Here is a 20,846-nt window from a genome sequence, read left to right on the forward strand (position 1 = left end):
AAAACTCTTAATACTTATAACATTATTTCTTGATTCATCTTCTAAACCCTTCAATCACTTACTAAATTATACTCCGTGTCTATGATCGTTTTTTTAGAAAAATGATGTAGTATTAATTAGTGCTACACCACTTCTTATTCTCCCCAGCTTCTTTTTAAATTTTCTAAGATCATACCTTAAATTCTTCTACTAGTTTCTGTAATTTATGGGCCATTACAGTTAGTTCTTGTGACGAACTAGTAATCTCATCAGACATATTTTTGATATCTTCTGTTGCAGTTATTATTTGATCACTACTTTGAGCCAAATCATTAGTTGCACTAGCAGTCTGTTCTATTTGACTTGCTGTTTCCTGTACTGAAATTTTAATCCCATTAAATACTTCTCCAGTTTTTTCTGCAATTTTTTGACCTTCTTTAGCTTTAATTTCTACCTCTTTAATTTTCTCAATCCCTTTTTTAGACTGATTCTGTGTTTTAGTAACTAAATTAGCAATCTTCTCTGTTGCTTCAGCAGTTTCAGTGGCTAACTGTCTTATCTCTTCTGCAACAACAGCAAAACCTTGTCCGTTTTCTCCCTTAGTAGAACTTGCTCTAGCAGCTTCTATAGCTGCATTTAAGGCTAATAGATTAGTCTGTTCTGTTATATTTGTAATCAATTCAACTATCTGTTCTATTTCTTCTGAAGTAGTATCTAAATCGTTAATAACCTCTACTGTCTCTTCAACTACTTTATTAATTTCTTTAATACTATCTACTGTAGTCTCAATATTTTGATTACCTACATCAGTTTGAGAATTAGCTTCTTCAGAAAAACTTGCTACTTGCTCTGCACTGGCTGAAATTTGTTGAATTCCTGCTGACATACTTTGAATTAAACCATTAGTTGTTTCTATAGTGGTATTTCCCTCTTCTGCTGATGCTGCTAGTTGCTGACTATAAGATAAAAGATTAGATACTATATCTGATATTTCATTTTTCATAAAACTAATCTCATTATTTAATTTATTTTTCATCTTATTAAGGGCCAAATTTAGACTACCGATCTCATCTTCTCTTTCAGCTCCCATCAACTCTAAATCTAAATTTCCAGTAGCAATTTCTGTAGCAAACTTAATTGCTTTATCTAACGGCTTGATCATTATTCTTTTCACACTAACAGTCATTATTATTGAAATAAATATAATTGCAATAATAAAGATGGTCGAAGTTGTTTGGATTATATTAGAAGTTAAATCTTGGGGGGCTCCCATATACCAAATACCAATTACTTCATTTTGCTCATTGCGAATTGGTTTATATGCTGTTAGATGTTCTTCACCTACAATGTCAGCAGTTCCATAAAATTCATTTTGCTCTTCTAAAACAACCTTGGCCACTTCATCTGATACTTGTGTTCCTAAAATTCTGTCACCATTTTGAGTTATATTAGTAGTTACTCTAGTATCATTAAGAAATATAGTCACACTACCACCAGTCAATTCCCCAATCTGATCTACAATCTCATAATTATCATTCATTAAAACATCACCTTTATATAACCTATCCCCTTCTAATCGCCATTCACCTGGATATTTATTATCAATTATTTCATATCCCATATTAAAGTTAGTAGTTAAATTATCTAATACAACAGGTTCAATTACAAAGGTATTTAATGAAAATAAAACTATACCTAATAAAAATAATAATGATATGAAAACTAATAGAGTTAACTGTACTTTTAAAGAATAATTTGTGATTGAAAGTTTCTTCATTTTTCCCCTCCAAATCAAGTTTTACTTATCTTATTTTAATTCAAAGTTTGAACTGACTATCCAGTCTAAACTTTACATAAAAAATTATCTTTTTTAGTTGATAAGTATAATTAGTTAAATTAATATACATTATACCATATTATTCTATCTTTTTTAAGTCTAAACAAGAGATTTGTCTTGACAATACAATTAGTAGTAATTTTTTATTTGTGAAGAATGATTTTAGATAATTATAGTCATAAGTGACTATATAGCAACTGACCTTACTTAATATAATAAAAACTTCTAGGGCCAACATCCCCTAGAAGCAAAATTAGATTAAGTATCGATCACTTCTTTACCCCACCTAACAATAAAATAAGAAGCTACTACTGAAAAAAGTAGATTATCTAAAAATAAAATCATATTACTTGTAGCATCATTAGGGACTATCCAAGCTCCTACATCATAAAAAAAGCCATAGATTCCAATATACATAATACCTACTATCAGAACTGGCCCTTTAAACCACCAGTAGTCTCTGCCTGTAACTCTGAATAGGTAGATAATCAAAACACCCAAAATCGCTGAAGTAATCATCCATAATGAAAACCCTAAAACTACACTTAAAGGACTACGAGTAAATTCTTCAAGCATATAAATACTAGAAGCTATTTCAAATGTATAATATTCCATAAATCCTAATTGAACAGCAATGAAATTAAATAATAACGAAGGAATCGTTCCTACTATCCCAGCTAGACCTCCTAAAACTATCGTATCGTCAATCTTCAAGCTAACTCCTCCTTACATTATTTAGCTCATCAAAGCCTTTTCAAGGTTATAATATCCAATTTAAGAACAACTATACCTTTTAGCGTTAAATAACATAATAAAAAAGTTGCCTCCGACAACTCAGTTTAAGTCTAAGATTGAGTTTAAGTAAAATTAACAAATACAAACTAGTAAAAGTTATCCACAACCTTTAAAAAGCATAATTTTCTTAATAATAAAAAAACAATAAACCCTCATCTATCCAATGAGGGTTTATTGTTAGGCAAATATTAATGTTAAATTATTAAAAATCTTAAGCACCATCAAAAGTTCTAGCTACAGGTACACAGATTATCTGTCCACTGACTAAATCTTCTGGTCTAATACCAGGATTAACTCTTCTTAATTCTGCTACTGTAGTGCCAAATCTTCTTGCTATTGAAAAGAATGTGTCTCCTCTTCTGACAACATATTCTCTAGTTCCTCGTGGGCAACGCCTTCTTGGAGGTCTTCTTCTCGGAGGTCTTCTTCTCGGAGGTCTCCGTCGCCTTCTTCTCCGTCTTCTTCTTGGAGGTCTTCTTCTACCTGGGTTATCTGTTCCTCCTAGCCATCTATCGTCGTCCCAATCATTGTCCCAGTCATCATCCCAGCCATTGTCCCACCAGTCATCATTCCAATCATCCCAGTCGTCATCCCAGTGATCACAATCTGCAGGATTAAAGGATTTATCATCATATTGACCCATAATCTTCCTCCTTTCCTCTTTTACCACATTATATTCGAGGATGAAGATTATGTTAATTATTTTTCAATTTATCAATAAATTCACTAATATACTCCCAAAACTCTTCACTACGATGTAGATCATTATGCCCTCTATTACTTATCATCTTAAATTCCTTCTCTCCTGCCCATTGATCATAAAGTGCTTTTGAATAGTCAACAGGTACTATCCGATCATCTTCAGCAGTTAGCATAAGGACAGGTTCTTCTAAATCAGATGCCTTAGCTATAGAATCAAACTCATGCTTTAAGATTAACTCCATCGGTAAAAAAGGAAAGATATCTTGAGTCAAATTTTTGATACTATCATAAGGAGAGATTAAAATCACTCCTGTTAGATCTCTATTAGCAGCTAAATGAACAGCAACACCTGTCCCTAAACTTCTACCCATAGTAAGAACGTTGTCACTATCTATACTCTCTAAAGAAGTAAAATGATCATGTAAATATAGAGCATCATTTAATATTTTATCCTCATCTGGTTGGCCCTCACTTAACCCATAACCCCGATAATTGACCAATAATAAGGAATAACCTTCAAATCTCTCTTCTTCCTCAATTACCCCTGAAACTTCTTCTGCATTACCACCGAAATAGATTAGCAACGGAGTTTTCTTTTCTTCTGCTGCTTTAACTAACCAACCATGCAATCTGATACCATCAGGCATCTCAACTTCAACTTCCTCCGCCTGAGGATATTCAGTTTCAATCTCCTGTAAACGCTCTTCTGTAAGAGAAGACTTTCTAAATAACAACTGGTCTTGAAATAGATAAAAAGCAGTTACTAAGATTCCATAAATCACTAATACTATAATTAAGAGATCTTTAAAACTTCTAGCCTTCAACCACTTATTCTTCATAATAATCCCTTCCCAATTATTAAAATATAAAAATAGATTCATCTTTATTATTGACTGAAAAATTAACATTATTATAATTAAGTTTACACTAAATATCAATAATTCATCCTTTATTAAATATTTAATAATATTTTACTATATTTTTCTTGTGGATTAAAGCCAAAAAATTTTAACCAAACTGCAATTAATGTCTGTTTAAGGGTTATTTTCAAATAACAAAAGAAATTTTCATAGTTTGGCAGGAAAATTGTAATCTTTTTTGAATTTAAATATATGGTAGGAGTTTTTTGGCAAGTAAAGATTATGATCTTATTTACAATGAAAAGGAGTGATGTTAATAATGTTGATGGTAGGTATGGAAGATGGTTGGATTGCTCTAGCCTGGTGGCTATCTATTCTAACTCCAATTGCTGGAGCTGTTTATGGACTTTTAAACTGGAATAGAGAAGGAAAAATTGTTAAAGTTAAGCAAGAGGATGAAGGAGTGAATCAGAATGGGTAGTGAAGCAATGGGGATTAATATTCAAATACTGACTGTAGTTATTATCTTATATGTCGGTGTGCTCTCATATTTAGCTTATTTAGGTCATAAAGCAACTAATTCTTCAGAAGATTATTTAGTAGCAGGCCGGGATATTAATGGAGGAATAATGGCTTTATCTTATGGAGTTACCTTTGTTAGTACCTCTGCTATTGTAGGCTTTGGAGGGGTAGCAGCTTTTCATGGTTTCAGCTTGTTGTGGTTGACTGTTTTAACGATATTGATCGGAATTATTATTGCTTTTGCTCTTTTTGGAGTACCAATTCGTAAATTGGCAGTAAATTTAGGCTCAACGACGTTTGGTGAATTATTAGGTCAGCGTTATAATTCAAAATTTATTACTTTCTTTTCAGGAATTATGATCTTTATATTTATGCCTGCGTATACAAGTATTATTTTAGTTGGTGGAGCTCGATTTCTAGAAAGTTCATTATTAATCAATTATGATATAGCACTCTTTTTATTGGCAATAGTTGTCGCGATTTATGTAATTACAGGTGGTCTAAAGACTGTTATGTATACTGATGCCTTCTGTGCTTTAGTTATGTTGGCAGGAATGGCTTATCTTTTATTCAGTACTTATAGTAACTTAGGTGGGATAGTTTCAGCCCATCAGGAATTAAGTGTTCTTCAGAATATGGTGCCAGAAGCTTTAGTAGCCACTGGGCATCAGGGTTGGACTGCTATGCCGGCCTTCGGTAGTGAAATCTGGTGGACGGTGATTAGTACCATTGTGATGGGGGTTGGAATTGGAGTGTTGGCCCAGCCACAATTGGTGATGAGATTTATGACTGTTAAAAAGACTAATTCATTATATCGAGCCATGGCTGTAGGATGTATCTTTATCTTCTTTATGACTGGTACTGCTTTTATTGTTGGCCCATTGAGTAATCTTTACTTTGTCCAGCAAGGTGGTGAGATTGCTACTACTGTAGCTGAAGGGAATGTTGATCTGATTATTCCTCTCTTTATCAATGAGATGATGCCAGGTTGGTTTGTCTATTTAATCATGCTCTCGCTTCTTTCAGCAGCTATTTCAACCCTTAGTTCTTTAATCCATGTTCAGGCAGCTGCCTGGGGGCGAGATATTATTCGCAATTTTCGGTTATGGAAATCTCCTGCCTCAATTACTGCTGACGACTTGGATACTATCCCCTGGATTACTAGAATTGGTGTTTTAGTAGGGTTGATAATTTCTATACTTTTAGCCTATAGACTGCCAGAAAGTATTATTGCACGGGCTACTGCTTTCTGGTTTGGAATCTGTGCTGCCAGTTTCTTACCTACTATTATTGGAGCACTTTACTGGAAAAACTCTACTAAAGCTGGGGCGATAGCAAGTATTATTAGTGGTTATACAGTAGCTATTTTTGGTTTTGTTTTTATGCACCTTGCAGAGTCTAAACCACTAGGAATTGCAAGGCTTATTTTTGGTAGGGATGCTTTATTTGAGTTTCCTTGGACTCATGTAGATCCTCTATTCTATGCTTTACCAATATCTGCAATTGTTTTTGTTGTAGTTTCGTTAGTTACTTCACCGCCAGCCAAAAAGCATTTAGAAAGGTGTTTTCATAACTTTTAAACAAAAAGACTGCTCATTTGAGTAGTCTTTTTTATTTGAATCTATTGCTTAAAAAAACTCATACCGCTTAAGGTAAGAGTTTAGTGCTAATTAAGCTTTCAATTTTCTAACTCTTCTATTTTAATTATCTTATTGAGCTTAATTATTTTAAACATCCTTTTAATATAATCATTAGTCAGATTTATAATTTGCAACTCACCATTTCGTTCTCTTAATTTTTTATAAAATAATAACAACTTACCCAAGCCAGAAGTGTCAATCCGCTCAACATCTTTAAAATCAACTATAATTTCATCATATCCCTGTTCATAAGCAGCCTGTAATTTTTTTTCGAACCCATAAGAATTACTGAGATCAATCTTATCTTCTGGACTAATAATTACTCTTCTACTATTCCGCTTCTCAACTTCTACTCCCATACTTACCCCTCCTTATAATCAGTTACAATTCAAAGTAGTAACATCAACACATTGAAAAAGTCAACAATTAGAAACCATATAATCACTAAATCTTTTAACATATAATATCTTCCTTAATTTAAAACTAATCCTTGTACAAGTCAAGTCCAATTTAGACATAAATCAATCCCATTTATTATTAATACTACATAATCTCCTTTAGCTCAATCATAACACCATCACCTCTACAACCAGTAATAGTAACTATTACTGTATCATATTTTTAGCTTTAACTCAAGTTTTTCTAAATTTAAGCTACTCTACTTATATTAGTATTATTTGTTTCTATCCATAATTATTTTATTATTTAAAATTTTCTGAATATTGTTAATAAAACTAAATTACTTATATATTTATATGCGTTTACTTTACTAATTAGTCAAAAAAAATTATTTCCCTTTATTTTTTTGAAATTAAAACCCTGTTAGCTTCTTTATTATAGTATTTTTGCTTGTATAAATTAACTTAAGAAAGGAAAAGTAATAGATAAATACTGTTTTATCAGGTGAATAAAATCTAGTATTTAGATAAATTTATAACTAGAAACAACATGAGAGGAGTATTTATTTATGTTTGATCATGCTATAGGAGCATTAAGTGGAATAATTGCTGGCATTTTCATGGGCTTAATTAGTATGACATTATTTCGAATTGGCATCTGTAAGCTTTGTATAATTGCTATTGGTGGTGGAATCTTTACTGGTCAATTAGTAGAACTACAGCCTTATGGACTTATTATAGCCTGGCTAACTCATTTGTCCTTGAGTGCTGCCTTTGGAATACTTATAACTATAGTGCTAAATCATTTTGGTAGTAAATACCATGTGTTAACAGGAGCAGTTTTATTAACCTTAATCTATTTAGCTAATATCGGTATTATAGCTCCACTGAGAGGAACCATCCCTGATGACCCAGAATATTTCGACTTACTTTTGATACTGTTATACCATATCTTCTTTGGAAGTTTAACTAGCTTTTTAATTGTTAAGTACGGAAATAAAGAGCGATCCTACTCTTAAAAAATAATCAAGGCTTACTAAAAAACTTGCCTCCCGCAACTCAGTTTAAGTCTAAGATTGAGTTTAAGTAAAGCTAACAAACATAAACTAGTAAAACCTATCTACAACCTTTAAAAAATATAATTTCCTAAATGATCAAAAAGTAGCTAAGAAGGTAACATCTATCCCTCTTAGCTACTTTTTTACTCCCCTTATGAATAAGATCAATCTGGATTATAGATAGGATATACTGGCAACCACCCTTTAGCTTTTGCATATTTACAGCATTGGAGCATAACATCAGCTTCTTCTTTGACAAAGTCTATAAACATCACCCTTAAAGAATCACTATGAAGTACAGCGATCGCATTCCGTAAGTTTCTTTGAATTGCTGCTACACAACCATCACGTATACTCTCCATAATTAATTGATCATTAATTAAAGAGGTATCATTTGCACTTTCTGTTACCTTTACACTTTCTGGTGATCTAGTTGGTTGAGCGACATTGTATTTATCCATTTGCTCCTCTAACATTCCAATCTCTTTTTCTAAATATTTTTTTCCTGTTGTAATCAAAGCTTTTAGTTCAGTATCTTTGGCCCATTTGTGATAATGTTTAGTCTTTGCTAAACAGACATGTCTATAATATAACTGCTGTGACAATATAAAAGCCTCACCAATATCTATCTTTGGTTTTGTAGATGATTCTCCTTTACCGATGTGGAAATTGCCTATCTGAACCATATTGCACCCCCATTAAGATTTTTACTCATACTTTCAGTCTATCATCCAACCAATTAAGAACTATCCCTAATGCTAATCCCCATAATAAACCGGAGATAAAGTTAGAGATGACTGTTTGTAATTCGACATCTGCCAACTTTGGCAACTGAAATAAGAAAGGTATTGCAAAAGATATAAACCAGATAGCAAGACCATAGATACTACTTTTTAATAAGTAATGTTGACTTGAAATTAGAGGTAGTAAAAAGACAAAGATAATACCTAATCCTCCTAAAAAAAGAGCTTGTGCGATTGAGGAAAAGACTACTTCTGCCACTCCAACAGGTCTATCACCAAATAAAAACACCCCCATAAAATCTCCCCAAAGTAAATTGGTAAAGTTTAATGTATAGGCACCAATATTGAAGAGAAGAGATGGTAACCCAGCAATAACTCCTGCAATTAAGCCTCTTGTAAATCTATCTCTCATATTTATTCCCCTTTTAGTAGTATTCATTATTTAAGCTTTACAATTTGCAAAAAGTTTATACTTATTAAGAAGAATAGTTCTGTTAACCAATAATTCCTAACCGCCCTTTACTCTTCTTTAGTAAGATAATAGCCTAGTAATAGTTAAAGATTTCTAAAGATTAACTCAAATATTTACTAACCCCTAAAGCTGCTTTGGCTCCTTCAGCTGCTGAAATTATTATCTGCTTATATGCTATATTAGTCACATCTCCGGCTGCCCAAACTCCTTCTAAGCTAGTTTCATTATTTTCGTCAATTATAATTTCTTCAATCTCATTAACTTCGACTTTATCTGCTATAAAATCACTATTAGGTAACAGTCCAATCTCCACAAAGACTCCATCTACATCTAATCTTCTTTCTGTTTCTTCATCAATATCAGTAAGTATGATTGAACTTAAACTATCATCTTTTTCATCCACTTCAATTTCTTTAACCCCAGTCTCTGTATGAACTGTTATAAGTTCTTGCTCATAAACTTTATCTCTTAAAATTTGATCACCTGTCAATTCAGATTGAGCCTCAATCAATTCAACCTTACAATCAATCTTTGCCAAATCAAGAGCTGCTTCAAGACCAGCATTGCCACCACCAACTACTGCCACCGGCTGACCTGCATACAGGTGACCATCACAAGTTGCACAATAATGAACTCCTCTCCCCATTAACTTCTTTTCTCCAGGTACATCCAATTCTCGATTAGTAGTTCCAGTAGCTACTAGCACCGCTTTAGCTTGAGCTTCTATTTCAGTATTTGTCTTTACAATCAAGCCTGCTTCAGGTTTCTTTTTTACCTCTACTACTCTTTCTCCTAACTCTACCTCAACTTCATAATTTTTTACATGATCCCAAAATGATTCTGTTAATTCAAGGCCATTGGTTTTCTGAAATCCTAAATAGTTCCCTATTTCACTTGTATTTACCATCTGACCACCCATTACTTCTGCAATTATTAATATTTTTAAACCTTTTCGAGCTCCATACAAAGCAGCATTTAAACCTGCTGGACCAGCTCCGATAATTATCAAATCCCACTGTTGATCAAAATTATCTTCCGCTTCAACTCCTAGCAATCGATCTAACTCTCCTTGCTGTTTCTTCTCTATCATTGAGTCATAACCACCAACAAGTTGATCATCAATAAAAATTTGTGGAACAGCCTTAACTCCATCAGTCCTTTTTAGCAGCTCCTCTTTAACTTCTGGCTGCTCAACATCATACTCCTGAAATGAAAAACCTTTACTCTTCAAAAAAGATTTGGCCTTATTACAGTAAGGACACCAATTCAAAGTATAAATTTCTATTTTTGGTTGACTATTTTTAGGCATACTGATCATCCCCCTCGTAATCATTTTTGTCTAAACAAAAACAATCATAAATCAAACAAGTCTGGATTGATAAAGGGCCAACAATTAAAAACTCCCATCTAATACGATAAGAGTCTGCTGATAATTAAAGTTATATTCTGCTAAGACCCTTTTAATAATTTATACAACATTGCTTCTATTCATTCTTTAAAAAAAGATTATATTTGCTAATGCAGTATTCTCCTGGATCTTAAATAAATTATAATCTGGAAATTATATTGATTTTATGATATATTAGTTGGATAAGAGGTGATTTTCATGTCGAATTTAGAAAAAGAAAAAATCAAACAGGATCTTGAAGATTTAATTGCAGGAGAAGTTTTGGTCGATGAAATTAGCCGAACTCTTTATAGTACTGATGCAAGTATTTATAAAATCAAACCATTAGGAGTAGCCTTTCCAAAGAATAAAGAAGATGTCCAAGCTATTCTAAAATATGCTTATCAACATCAATTATCTATCTTACCCCGAGGAGCTGGCTCAGGACTAACAGGTCAAGTGCTAGGAAAAGGAATAGTCTTAGACTTTACCAAATATATGAATCAAATTAAGAAGATAGATTTGGCTAATTCCCAAGTTACAGTAGAACCGGGAATTACTTTGGGAGTTTTGAATCAGAGACTAGCTGAAGATAATAAATTCTTCCCTCCTGACCCTTCTAGCAGTGATTATTGTACCCTGGGAGGAATGTTGGCTAATAATGCTTCAGGTGGTCATTCTGTTAAGTACGGCAGCACTTTGGATTATACTATAGAATTAGAAGTAATTCTAGCCAATGGTGAACAAGTTCACCTTAAAAATCTTAAGTTGGATAGTCCAAAGTTAGAAGAGAAATTAAATGCAGATAATTTAGAAGGAAAAATTTATAATAGAATAAAAGATTTATTAATTAATAATCAAGAGCTAATTGCTGAACATATTCCTGCTGCTCCAAAAAACTGTAGTGGTTATAGGCTTGAAGAAGCTTTGACTGGAGATGATCTTAATTTAGCCAATTTAATAGTAAGTTCAGAAGGTACTCTAGCAGTAATTACTGAAGCTACTTTAAAGATTGAGGAATTACCTAAAACAAAAGCTATTGCATTATTACATTGTGATGAGTTAGACAAAGCAGGCCGGGCTGTCAGTGAAATTTTGGCCCTTGATCCTAGTGCAATCGAGATTATGGATCACCAATTTTTAGATTTAGTCAGAGAAAATTATTCTGATATCGATGCTAGATTACCGGATCAGGTTTCAACAGCTTTATTAGTAGAGATGGAAGGTAACAATAGAGCTGAGGTTGAAGAAAAAATAGAACAGTTAGAATCTAAAATATACCACCAGTTGGAATTGGCCTTTGAACTTGATACCGCTTATGAAAAGAAGGAGCAAGAGAAATTATGGGCCATTCGTAAATCAGCTGTACCCATTTTAAATAAATTAAAGGGGCCTAAACGAATTGTAGGCTTTGTAGAAGATGTAGCAGTCATGCCAACTAAATTACCAGATTATATTCGGGGCTTTAAAGAAATCATGGACAAGTATCAAGTCACAGCAATTATTTATGGTCATGCCGGTCATGGTAATACCCACCCTAGACCACTGTTGAATTTAAAGGATCAAGCTGATATTGAAAAAATGGAATCTATTGCTCGAGAAGTTTATGCCTTAGTCAGGGAATTGGATGGGACTATTAGTGGTGAACATGGTGATGGTTTGGTTAGAACTCAGTTTTTAAAGGATATCTACGGGCCAACCTATGACTTATTTAAGGAAGTAAAAGAGATTTTTGATCCCAAAAACATACTAAATCCAGGAAAAATTGTCAATGATGATTCTTCCTTACTGACTAATAATCTTCGTTATGGTAGCCAGTATCAAGTTACAGAGATCGAACCTGAACTTAATATCGACTTTGCTGAATGGCAAACTGAAATCGAAAAATGCCATGGCTGTTCTAAATGCCGCTCTTTAGTCAATAGTGATATGTGCCCTATTTTTAAAGCATTAGGTGAGGAGAAGTTTGCACCAAAGTCTAAAACAAATCTTTTACGGGCCATTATTACTGGGGAGTTAGATCAAGACTATTTGGAAGATGAAAGCTTTGTAGAAATTTTTGATCTCTGTCTCAACTGTAAAAGCTGTTATCTTGAATGCTCTTCCCAAGTAGATATCCCTAAATTAGTCGTAGAAGCTAGGGCCCAATACTATAAAAGAACCGGAAAAGAGCCACTTGCTAACAAAGTATTAGGTAATAATGAAATAGTAAGTAAACTAGGTAGTATTACTCCTGAAATCACCAATACAATTTTAGAACTGGAACCAGCTCGCAAAGCAATGGAAAAAATAATCGGGCTCGCTAGTGAAAGAAAGCTACCTAAATTTGCTACTCAGACCTTTAAAGACTGGTTCAAACAACGTAAAACAGTCACTAACTCCAAACAAGTAGCTTACTTTGTCGGTTGTTCTACTAACTACTATAATCCAGAAATAGGAAAAAGCTTAGTCAAAGTATTGGAAAAGAACGGTTATCAAGTCTTATTACCTAACCAAAAATGCTGTAATGTAGCTAAGCTAAATTACGGAAATCTAGATTCAGCCAAAAAAAATATAGAGTATAATGTTAATTCGTTAATCGAACTGGTTAAGGAAGGAATAGATATAGTAGTCGACTGTCCTAGTTGTAGTTTTAGCCTTAATACCGAATACTTGGAAGTCGTCGATAGTCTAGAAGCTAAATTAGTAGCCGAGCATACTTATCATATTAATGACTATCTGCTAGAATTATTAAATAAAGATCAATTAAATCTAGATTTTGCCGGTCAAAAAATAAATTACGCTTATCATCCCTCGTGTCATTTAAAAACTCAGAACCTTAAAGGAGCAAGTAAGGAGTTATTAGAGAAAATTCCTGGTGTCGAAATGAAGGTCTTAGAAGCCGGATGCTGTGGAATTGCTGGCACCTTTGGGATGAAGAGTAAGAATTACAAGCTTTCGTTAGAGATTGGTCAAAATGTCTTTAATGAATTAAAAGATTTAGAGTACGATCAACTACTAACTGATTGTGATGCCTGCGGGATGCAGTTAGCAGAAGGAACTGATAAGGAAATTAGACACTCTATAGAGGTTCTAGCAGAAAATTATTAACAACTTCAAAAAGAAATAGGTGACTTTTGATTATGATAAGTCTGGCTAAGCTAATTCTTTTCTTAACAATAGCATTTATGCTTAATATCCCCCTTGGCATGTGGAGATCAAAAACCAAAAAGTTCAGCTTAAATTGGTTTATATCTATCCACTTAGCGGTACCATTAATATATTTACTGAGATTAAATATTGGTTTTACCTCTTGGCTAGTAGTGCTTATTTCAATCGCTTGTGCAGTCTTAGGACAATTAGCAGGCGAAAAATTATTCAAAAAATAGATAAAGTAGCAGAATATTCTGCTAAACAATAAGAAGACCTTCATCTTAACAGATGAGGGTCTTTTACAGGATTACAATAAGATCATTAAATTAAAAACTTAAAGCCAAAATAAAAAAGCAGTAATGTTAGCCAATACACCTGCAAATAATCCAATAGTAAATTTATCTTCAAGGTCAAGCACTATTGCCCCTCCCAACTAAAACTACTCTAAGTTTTTTTCATCATTTATTAACCTTGATTGAAACTTGGTAATCGATTAGTTCGATAAATATAATAAGTTATACCTAAGTGAATGAGTAAAGATGCTAAAAAAGTATATAACAGATTCCAATTTGTATAACTCAATAGTCCATAATCAATCAAAAAATAATGAACCACTACAGCAGCTAAAGGAAAACTTAAAATAATACTTAAAAAAGCAGGAATTGTTTTAAATTTAACTACTAAATAAGAAAAAATAATAATAATTGGCAGCCAAGCAACAGAAAGTAAGAGTGGTATATCACCAATAACTATAATATCAACATTGTGAAAATTCCAGAAACCAAACATATTTTGCATTAAATAAACCAGTATTAAAGCAAGTACTAGCCCTCCTACAAGACCAATATTAAAAAACTCTCTAATCTTTTGTTCAGGAACGACTAAAAACATAAAAAATAAAGATAAAAGTAATATTAATCCTCCAACAAGATTCTCCAAAATCAATTTTATCACCTCTTAATTAATTTCTCCTTGCTTGATATATATATACATTTAGAAATTTATAAAAAGAAAAACTCTTATCCGCTAAGATAAGAGCTTGCTGAAAAACTATTCAAATATTCTTGGCCTGGATAATACTAAAGCAAGATACTGGCTGATTAACGTCAAGCATTATTTATGTTTTAAGCCTGTCATCTAACCAGTTAAGGATTAAGCCAAGACCTATACCCCAAACTGAAGCCCCGATAGCATGTGTAATAGCTGTCTTAATAGGTATCTTTTCAATCTCAGACAATTTAAAAAGAAATGTAAGAAAATACGTTGAAAACCATATGGTAACTCCAAATAACCAAGACTTTAATAAATAGTTTTCACTTGAGAAAAAAGTGATTAAAAAGGCAAAAATGATCCCCATTAATCCCAATAAAACAAATTGTGATGTTAAAGTAAATGCCATTGGCAGAACACCTTCAGGTCTCTTGCCAAGTAAAAAAAGCCCCATAAAATCTGACCAGACCAAAGTACTCAAGTTTAACATTTTACCACCAAAATTTATAATGAAAGAAAGTATCCCAGCAGTAATTCCAGCAACAAAACCTCTTGTAAATCTATCCTCCATTGATTATCAACCTTCCTATAACAGTATACTTCATTATTAAATTACACAATTTACAAGAAAAATATGTAGAAGTGCTTTAGAAAAGTTATTTTAATTAAATTATATTCTTGGCTGGATTACTTAGTATATTTAGGTGGTGTTGGTAACCATCCTTTAAGTTTGCCATATTTACTGATCTCATTTAACATATCCATCTCTTCATATAAAAAATCTTTAAAAACCTTCCTAATCCGATCATTAACAATACATTGTTGAAAGGCTTTAGAATGTAAAGTCCCTGCCCATTGTAATCCAATAAATAATGATTTAAAAATATATTCATCCTTATAAGTAGTTTTATCATTAGTAGTTTTTACTACTTTAGGAGGTCTTTTAGGAACCATAAGACCAAAATGTTTAAGCTCTTTTTCCAATACTTTAACCTGGCTGTTCAATTTTTTTAAACCCTTTTCTAAAATCTTTTTGAAATCAGCATCATGTACAAATTCTTTCCATCTTAAGGTTTCTTCAATATTTACATAGCGATAATTTGTATGGGTCCATAAATTAAATGCTTCTATACTAGCTAGTTGTTCATTGGTATCTAGAGGAACATCTAAAAAATTAGGAGGAATATCAATCCAACCTTTAGTCTTTAAATATTTTAAAATATTATCAGTTTGTTCAATAGCATGCTTAGAAAACCTCTGTAAAAAGGTGTAGACTTCATCATTGTAATATGAATGTTGGATTGAATAAAGAATCAAATCAACTATTTGTTGTAAAAAATTGAAGTAATTTAAACCTATAGTCTCATCTGATATAACTTGTGAATTAGCATCTATGTGTGCATGTGATTTTGGTCTTTGAGGTGCTTCTATTGAATATTTTTCTAATTCCTTTTCTAAAAGCTTGATATGCTCCTCTAGATCTTTTAAAAAATCTTTTATCAATATCTTTAAATCTTTATCATGGACTTGAGCATGCCAGACTTGAACATTATTTATTGCATGGTATTTAGAAGATAATAAATTCCATAATGCATGTGCTTCTAAAACACTTACCTTTTGATCTTTTCTAAAAAATGAAAAAATAATAGTCATCACTCCCTGCTATTATGTTATCTCCTATAATATTAAGTTGAAATATACTTTCTTAAGTTACATCAATATAATCTCTTTACTTACGTTATACTTATTGGCTAAATATTATTCACTAATTTATTTGACCTTCCTAAATTACAATAATAGATTTATTATACCCTATATTAGATTGGCATAAAGTTGGCCCGAAATAAAAAAACAGATCTGTATAAGATCTGACTAGGAAATAATAGAATATATATTCTATTACTTTGAAATACTAAATTTAAAATAATTTGCAAAAGGATGATAGTATGTTGCAAGAGATTATTGGAGATTCTTCCCCTGTGTATCCTATTTGGGCAACAATTATGATGGTTTTGTCTCTGATACTTGTTAATAAAAAAGATTATCAATATTTATTACCACTTGGACTTCTAGGTGCAATTATCGCTAGTCTTATAGCAATGATCTCTAATCATATAATTAATGCTTGGAGGTATGTAGAAGCTGAGCCTTTCTCTATACTAGGTATACCTATTTTTATCTTTATTGCCTGGTTTGCTGCAATAATTATTTTTCTTTGGGCACTTCCTAAAGAGAATCAAACTTGGATACACTACCTATATATCAGTTTGTTTTCTTTGTTTGGAGCCGCAATAGATGGTCTTTTCCATAATTTAGGGATTAGATCATATGCAAATTGGTATAGAGGTTGGATATGGTTTTTTCCTTTATATTTAATCTTCTGGATCAATTATAGAATTTTCTTATTCCGAAAAAAATATTAGACTAAAGCAGTTTAACTATTTCTTACACAATATCCCCTACCTGCATGAGCGCAGTCAGGGGATATAACAAAAATCGCCTATTATTTTATTTGAAAAAGACTATTAAACAAGATCAAATCTATTAAGAACTGTCCAATAAGCTCTCCTGCTTCATCATTTCAACAATCTTCTTATCCAACTTTCGACTAACAGCTTGTACATCTTCATCCAATAATTCTTTATCTTGAGCTTCCTTAGCCATCCTTCTCCGCAAAAATTCAACTTCTTCTTTAAGCTTATCAGTTATAATTACACCTCCACATAATAGTAATGGTTACTATTACTATAACGTGCTTTTCTAAATAAAGCAAATGTTTTCCAACTTAAATTACAATAAATTCCTAATCTTATCATCCAACTTTCTTAATATCCTCTTTTTGCAAAAAAATGACCATATGTATCGGTACTAAACCAATAGAACTCCAAAGTATCATAGCTTCCGATTAGATCAGCTAAATTGACCAATGTTGGCCCGGCTAATCGATCAAGTAACAATAATACCGTAAGTTAAATTAATCCTACTTCTTCTAGATATACTACTTTTCATCTCAGAAAAGACCTGCCAAGTATTTATTACTTCTCCTCTATTAGGATCACAACTACTCCAACCAACTAGCCGACCCTATCAATAAAGTTATATAAGTTTATTATCCGTTCTACTCTTCAGCATCTTCTTTAGTTTCATGAACTGTACCACGTGGATGCTCAGGTGGCGCATAAATAGAGTACAACTTAAGTGGTCTACGACCTGTATTGATCACATTATGCCATTTATCAGCAGGGATAAATATTGCAGAGCCATTATAGACTCTTTCTTGAAAATTTAGCTGATCTCTTCTATCTCCCATCACAACAATCCCTTGCCCTCTTTCAATACGGATGAATTGATCATGGTCAGGATGAACTTCTAAGCCTATGTCATCACCAGCCTCGATACTCATCAAGGTAAGCTGTAAATACTCTCCTGTCCATAAAGCAACACGATAATAATCATTTTGCTTAGTAGCCGCTTCAATATTAATCACAAAAGGACATGGTCCATAATCTCTTAGCTGAATAAGTCGTTTCGGATTACGTGGATCAATTATATAATCATCACTCATCTTAATCATTCCTTTCTTAGGCTTTTGGGATATTATATGTTATATCTTTAGAATCTGTTCTTAAAAACAAAAGTCATCCAGAACCTTAAAAAAGTATAATTTCCTAAAAAACTAAAAAAGTCAGATCTGTTTAAGATCTGACTGAATAATTTTCAAACTATTTCTATATTATTTTCTAAACTTAAATCAATTTCTTTGAAATTATTTAATTTATTACCATCTTTATCTTTGAAAATTCTGACCTTTGGTCGATAAGCATCTTCAGTCTGTTCAACAACAATTGCTTGGCTACCATCATCAAGTTTAACAATTTCGCCATTAGGATAAATAGAAATGAATGATAGAAGCTTGTCTACTATTTGGTCATCAAATTCTTTGCTTGCTTGTTCTTTAATGAAATCAACAGTCTTTTTAACGCTCCATGCCTGCCGATAACATCGATCAGAAGTTAAAGCATCAAATACATCAGCTATAGCTACTACACGCCCAAACTCATGAATATCTTCACCTTTCAACTCTTCAGGATAACCACTACCATCCACTCTTTCATGATGCTGTAAGATAGGTATTCTTGCTACTGGACTAATATCAAATCTTCCTTCGAACTGCTTGTATCCTTCTTCAGGATGAGTTTTAATAATTTTATATTCTTTAGCAGTTAATGAACTAGGCTTTTTTAAAATTTCTGCAGGTATTGCTAGCTTTCCAACATCATGTAAGATAGCTCCTAAACCAAGTTTGATTAAACGTTTTTTCTTGTAATTTAATTTCTTTCCAATCATAATCGAAATTACAGCTACATTAACAGAATGTTGAAAAATATATTCATCAAACACTTTTAAAGAAAATAAATTAACTAAAGTATTATTGTTAGTTAATACTCGATCAACAATATTACCAATCCCTGTTTTTAATTTGGCCATATCTACTGCTTTATTTTGAGTTATATTTTCAATAACTTCTTTAACATCTTCTTTACATTCATCTTGTAATTGCTCAGATATTACTTTGTTCTCTTCTATACCTTTAGAGATCTTATCTTCAATATAGACTTGCATAATTCCATACTCTTCTAGTCGTTCTTTATATTTATCTATTCTTTGACAGCCTTCTCTTAAAAGAACTTGGCCATTGTACATAATTGGTTTAGCCAAAACCATATTTTCTGTTAATTTTTCTATTCTAACTTTTCTCATTATTTGCATCCCCTTTTAAGCACATAACATCACTACCATATAAAATTATAAATTTACGTCATTGCAGTTCGCTCATTATCTTCTGAATTATGTACTACCAAAATTAACATTCATTATTTATTATTCTATTTAAAACAACATTATCCTTTTAATTTTTGAAACAAAAAACTCTCATCCGCTAAGATAAGAGTCTACTGAAGAACCTATTTTAGATTTAATTCTATTTGTGGTAGAGAAAATTTTACACCATTCCTTTAGGATCGATAGCTTGTAATATTTCATCTGTCAGCATTCCTTTTTCTTCTAACACCTGTTTTAATGTTTTATCTTGCTCATCAGCTGTTAACCCGATCTGTGAGGCCATGTCATAACCTAGTTTAGGGCTTAACCCCGTAACTAAGGACAAACTCGCATTCATCCATTGCTTGCAAACTTTCTCATCTGCTTGAATACCTGTGATGCATTTTTGAACAAGGGTATTGATTGCATTACTCATTAATTCAATCGAATGAAGGAATGTATGGGCAATAACAGGCATCATCACATTGATTTCTAATTGACTAGCCCTAGCAGCAGTTGAGACGGTCGTTTCGTATCCTATCACTTGGCAACAAACCATATGAGTCATTTCTAAAATAGCAGGGTTTACTTTCCCAGGCATAACCGTTGAACCAGGCTGAACAGGTGGCAATGTAATTTCAGCTAGTCCTGTCCTAGGCCCTGAACTTAGTAATCGTAAATCACTAGTTATTTTTATTAGATGAACAGCTAGTTCTTTTAATGTTAACATGCAATGTAATGGTTCACTCATATTTTGCATGAAAGCAAATATGTCTTTTGGCTCTCTAAAGGTCAAATTCGTCAGATTATTCACTTCTTGAATTACTTTTGGCACATACCCTGGTTGTAAGTTAATATCTGTACCTACAGCATTCCCACCTAAACCAATCTCGTATAATCCTTGCAGGTCCTCCTCAATTTGTTGCTTCATATTTTGGATAGTTTGTGCATAACCTGAAAATTCTTGTCCTAGCCTGATAGGAACACCATCATGTAAGTGTGTACGACCAGCTTTTAATACTGGCATGAATTGTTCAGATTTCTTTTGAAGCTCTTCTTGTAGGTTGGTGAGAGCTGGAATCAGTTTTTGTTGTATTGATTCAACTGCAGCAATATTTAATGCAGAAGGAAATGTATCATTAGTGGATTGTGACATATTAACATGATCATTAGGGTGGACTTGTTGTGCACCGTCCATGATTTCAGTTGCACGTCTAGCAATAACTTCGTTTGCATTCATGTTTTGTGATGTCCCTGCCCCTGCTTGATAGACGTCTACAACAAATTGTTCATCCCATTTACCATCAATTACTTCTTGAGATGCTTGGATAATAGCTTGACCAATATCAGGTGAGAGTGAACCTAGTTCTACGTTTACAGATGCACTAGCAGCTTTAATAATCCCCTGGGCTTTTATAAAAACACGAGGAAATCCCTATGTGTTAGGATAGTTGTCGTAAGGAGTAAAATCTGTGTATAATAAAGTAACGACAATAAATCCTAAGGAGAA

20 protein-coding genes are annotated in these 20,846 nt (G+C 32.6%); 5 read left to right on the forward strand and 15 right to left on the reverse strand.

Annotated features, from left to right (window positions below):
• Nucleotides 1-169 precede the first annotated feature (169 nt).
• The 4 genes from MWH28_RS11900 to MWH28_RS11915 form a co-directional block, all read right to left on the reverse strand.
• Nucleotides 170-1,756 (reverse strand): methyl-accepting chemotaxis protein, encoded by a 1,587-nt coding sequence (locus MWH28_RS11900; RefSeq protein WP_248619610.1) that lies wholly within the window; start codon nucleotides 1,754-1,756, stop codon nucleotides 170-172.
• 318 nt (nucleotides 1,757-2,074) lie between these two features.
• On the reverse strand, nucleotides 2,075-2,530 hold the full coding sequence (locus tag MWH28_RS11905) for a hypothetical protein (RefSeq protein WP_248619611.1): 456 nt from the start codon (nucleotides 2,528-2,530) through the stop codon (nucleotides 2,075-2,077).
• Nucleotides 2,531-2,822: 292 nt separating this feature from the next.
• Nucleotides 2,823-3,254, reverse strand: a complete 432-nt coding sequence (locus MWH28_RS11910; RefSeq protein ID WP_248619612.1) for a LysM peptidoglycan-binding domain-containing protein — start codon at nucleotides 3,252-3,254, stop codon at nucleotides 2,823-2,825.
• A 52-nt stretch (nucleotides 3,255-3,306) separates the two neighbouring features.
• Entirely contained in the window at nucleotides 3,307-4,152 is an 846-nt protein-coding gene (locus MWH28_RS11915) for an alpha/beta hydrolase (protein ID WP_248619613.1), read from the reverse strand.
• Nucleotides 4,153-4,492: 340 nt separating this feature from the next.
• Here MWH28_RS11915 and MWH28_RS11920 point away from each other — a divergent pair, with 340 nt between their 5' ends.
• Together MWH28_RS11920 and MWH28_RS11925 are read left to right on the forward strand one after the other, a co-directional pair.
• Nucleotides 4,493-4,654 (forward strand): symporter small accessory protein, encoded by a 162-nt coding sequence (locus tag MWH28_RS11920; protein WP_248619614.1) that lies wholly within the window; start codon nucleotides 4,493-4,495, stop codon nucleotides 4,652-4,654.
• Complete coding sequence (locus tag MWH28_RS11925; RefSeq protein WP_248619615.1) at nucleotides 4,647-6,275, forward strand: sodium:solute symporter family protein; 1,629 nt, start codon at nucleotides 4,647-4,649, stop codon at nucleotides 6,273-6,275. Before MWH28_RS11920 ends, MWH28_RS11925 begins: the two co-directional genes overlap by 8 nt.
• A 98-nt stretch (nucleotides 6,276-6,373) precedes the next feature.
• Here the strand turns inward: MWH28_RS11925 and MWH28_RS11930 are convergent, their stop codons facing one another.
• The gene (locus MWH28_RS11930) at nucleotides 6,374-6,694 is read right to left on the reverse strand and encodes an STAS domain-containing protein (protein ID WP_248619616.1); all 321 of its coding nucleotides are present in this window, start codon (nucleotides 6,692-6,694) and stop codon (nucleotides 6,374-6,376) included.
• A gap of 608 nt (nucleotides 6,695-7,302) precedes the next feature.
• Here MWH28_RS11930 and MWH28_RS11935 point away from each other — a divergent pair.
• Nucleotides 7,303-7,752 (forward strand): hypothetical protein, encoded by a 450-nt coding sequence (locus MWH28_RS11935; RefSeq protein ID WP_248619617.1) that lies wholly within the window; start codon nucleotides 7,303-7,305, stop codon nucleotides 7,750-7,752.
• Between the two features lie 203 nt (nucleotides 7,753-7,955).
• On the opposite strand, the gene MWH28_RS11940 is transcribed toward MWH28_RS11935, so the two are convergent.
• The 3 genes from MWH28_RS11940 to MWH28_RS11950 form a co-directional block, all read right to left on the reverse strand.
• The gene (locus MWH28_RS11940; protein ID WP_248619618.1) at nucleotides 7,956-8,477 is read right to left on the reverse strand and encodes a DUF3231 family protein; all 522 of its coding nucleotides are present in this window, start codon (nucleotides 8,475-8,477) and stop codon (nucleotides 7,956-7,958) included.
• Between the two features lie 25 nt (nucleotides 8,478-8,502).
• The gene (locus MWH28_RS11945; protein ID WP_248619619.1) at nucleotides 8,503-8,946 is read right to left on the reverse strand and encodes a hypothetical protein; all 444 of its coding nucleotides are present in this window, start codon (nucleotides 8,944-8,946) and stop codon (nucleotides 8,503-8,505) included.
• A 160-nt stretch (nucleotides 8,947-9,106) separates the two neighbouring features.
• Nucleotides 9,107-10,315, reverse strand: a complete 1,209-nt coding sequence (locus MWH28_RS11950) for an FAD-dependent oxidoreductase (protein WP_248619620.1) — start codon at nucleotides 10,313-10,315, stop codon at nucleotides 9,107-9,109.
• A gap of 297 nt (nucleotides 10,316-10,612) precedes the next feature.
• On the opposite strand from MWH28_RS11950, the gene MWH28_RS11955 reads away from it, so the two are divergent.
• Nucleotides 10,613-13,483, forward strand: coding sequence for an anaerobic glycerol-3-phosphate dehydrogenase subunit C (locus MWH28_RS11955; protein ID WP_248619621.1), 2,871 nt, complete (start codon nucleotides 10,613-10,615; stop codon nucleotides 13,481-13,483).
• 507 nt (nucleotides 13,484-13,990) lie between these two features.
• Here MWH28_RS11955 and MWH28_RS11960 read toward each other — a convergent pair.
• From MWH28_RS11960 to MWH28_RS11970, 3 genes are all read right to left on the reverse strand, one after another.
• A complete protein-coding gene (locus MWH28_RS11960; RefSeq protein ID WP_248619622.1) occupies nucleotides 13,991-14,479 on the reverse strand; it encodes a hypothetical protein in 489 nt (162 codons plus the stop codon).
• Nucleotides 14,480-14,642: 163 nt separating this feature from the next.
• On the reverse strand, nucleotides 14,643-15,086 hold the full coding sequence (locus MWH28_RS11965; protein ID WP_248619623.1) for a hypothetical protein: 444 nt from the start codon (nucleotides 15,084-15,086) through the stop codon (nucleotides 14,643-14,645).
• A 116-nt stretch (nucleotides 15,087-15,202) separates the two neighbouring features.
• A complete protein-coding gene (locus MWH28_RS11970; protein ID WP_248619624.1) occupies nucleotides 15,203-16,168 on the reverse strand; it encodes a DUF3231 family protein in 966 nt (321 codons plus the stop codon).
• Between the two features lie 293 nt (nucleotides 16,169-16,461).
• Here MWH28_RS11970 and MWH28_RS11975 point away from each other — a divergent pair, with 293 nt between their 5' ends.
• Nucleotides 16,462-16,938, forward strand: a complete 477-nt coding sequence (locus MWH28_RS11975; protein WP_248619625.1) for a hypothetical protein — start codon at nucleotides 16,462-16,464, stop codon at nucleotides 16,936-16,938.
• 121 nt (nucleotides 16,939-17,059) lie between these two features.
• Here the strand turns inward: MWH28_RS11975 and MWH28_RS11980 are convergent, their stop codons facing one another.
• The 4 genes from MWH28_RS11980 to MWH28_RS11995 form a co-directional block, all read right to left on the reverse strand.
• On the reverse strand, nucleotides 17,060-17,227 hold the full coding sequence (locus MWH28_RS11980) for an aspartyl-phosphate phosphatase Spo0E family protein (protein ID WP_345894776.1): 168 nt from the start codon (nucleotides 17,225-17,227) through the stop codon (nucleotides 17,060-17,062).
• Between the two features lie 406 nt (nucleotides 17,228-17,633).
• Nucleotides 17,634-18,080 carry a cupin domain-containing protein gene (locus tag MWH28_RS11985; RefSeq protein WP_248619627.1) on the reverse strand — a complete coding sequence of 149 codons (447 nt, stop codon included), beginning with the start codon at nucleotides 18,078-18,080 and terminating at the stop codon, nucleotides 17,634-17,636.
• 152 nt (nucleotides 18,081-18,232) lie between these two features.
• On the reverse strand, nucleotides 18,233-19,276 hold the full coding sequence (locus MWH28_RS11990; RefSeq protein WP_248619628.1) for an HD-GYP domain-containing protein: 1,044 nt from the start codon (nucleotides 19,274-19,276) through the stop codon (nucleotides 18,233-18,235).
• 241 nt (nucleotides 19,277-19,517) lie between these two features.
• Nucleotides 19,518-20,753: a lyase family protein gene (locus tag MWH28_RS11995; RefSeq protein WP_345894777.1), complete on the reverse strand. Its 1,236-nt coding sequence runs from the start codon at nucleotides 20,751-20,753 to the stop codon at nucleotides 19,518-19,520.
• Nucleotides 20,754-20,846: the final 93 nt, after the last annotated feature.

Origin of the sequence: Natroniella sulfidigena (assembly GCF_023223645.1) — a bacterium.
GTDB lineage: Bacteria > Bacillota > Halanaerobiia > Halobacteroidales > Halobacteroidaceae > Natroniella > Natroniella sulfidigena.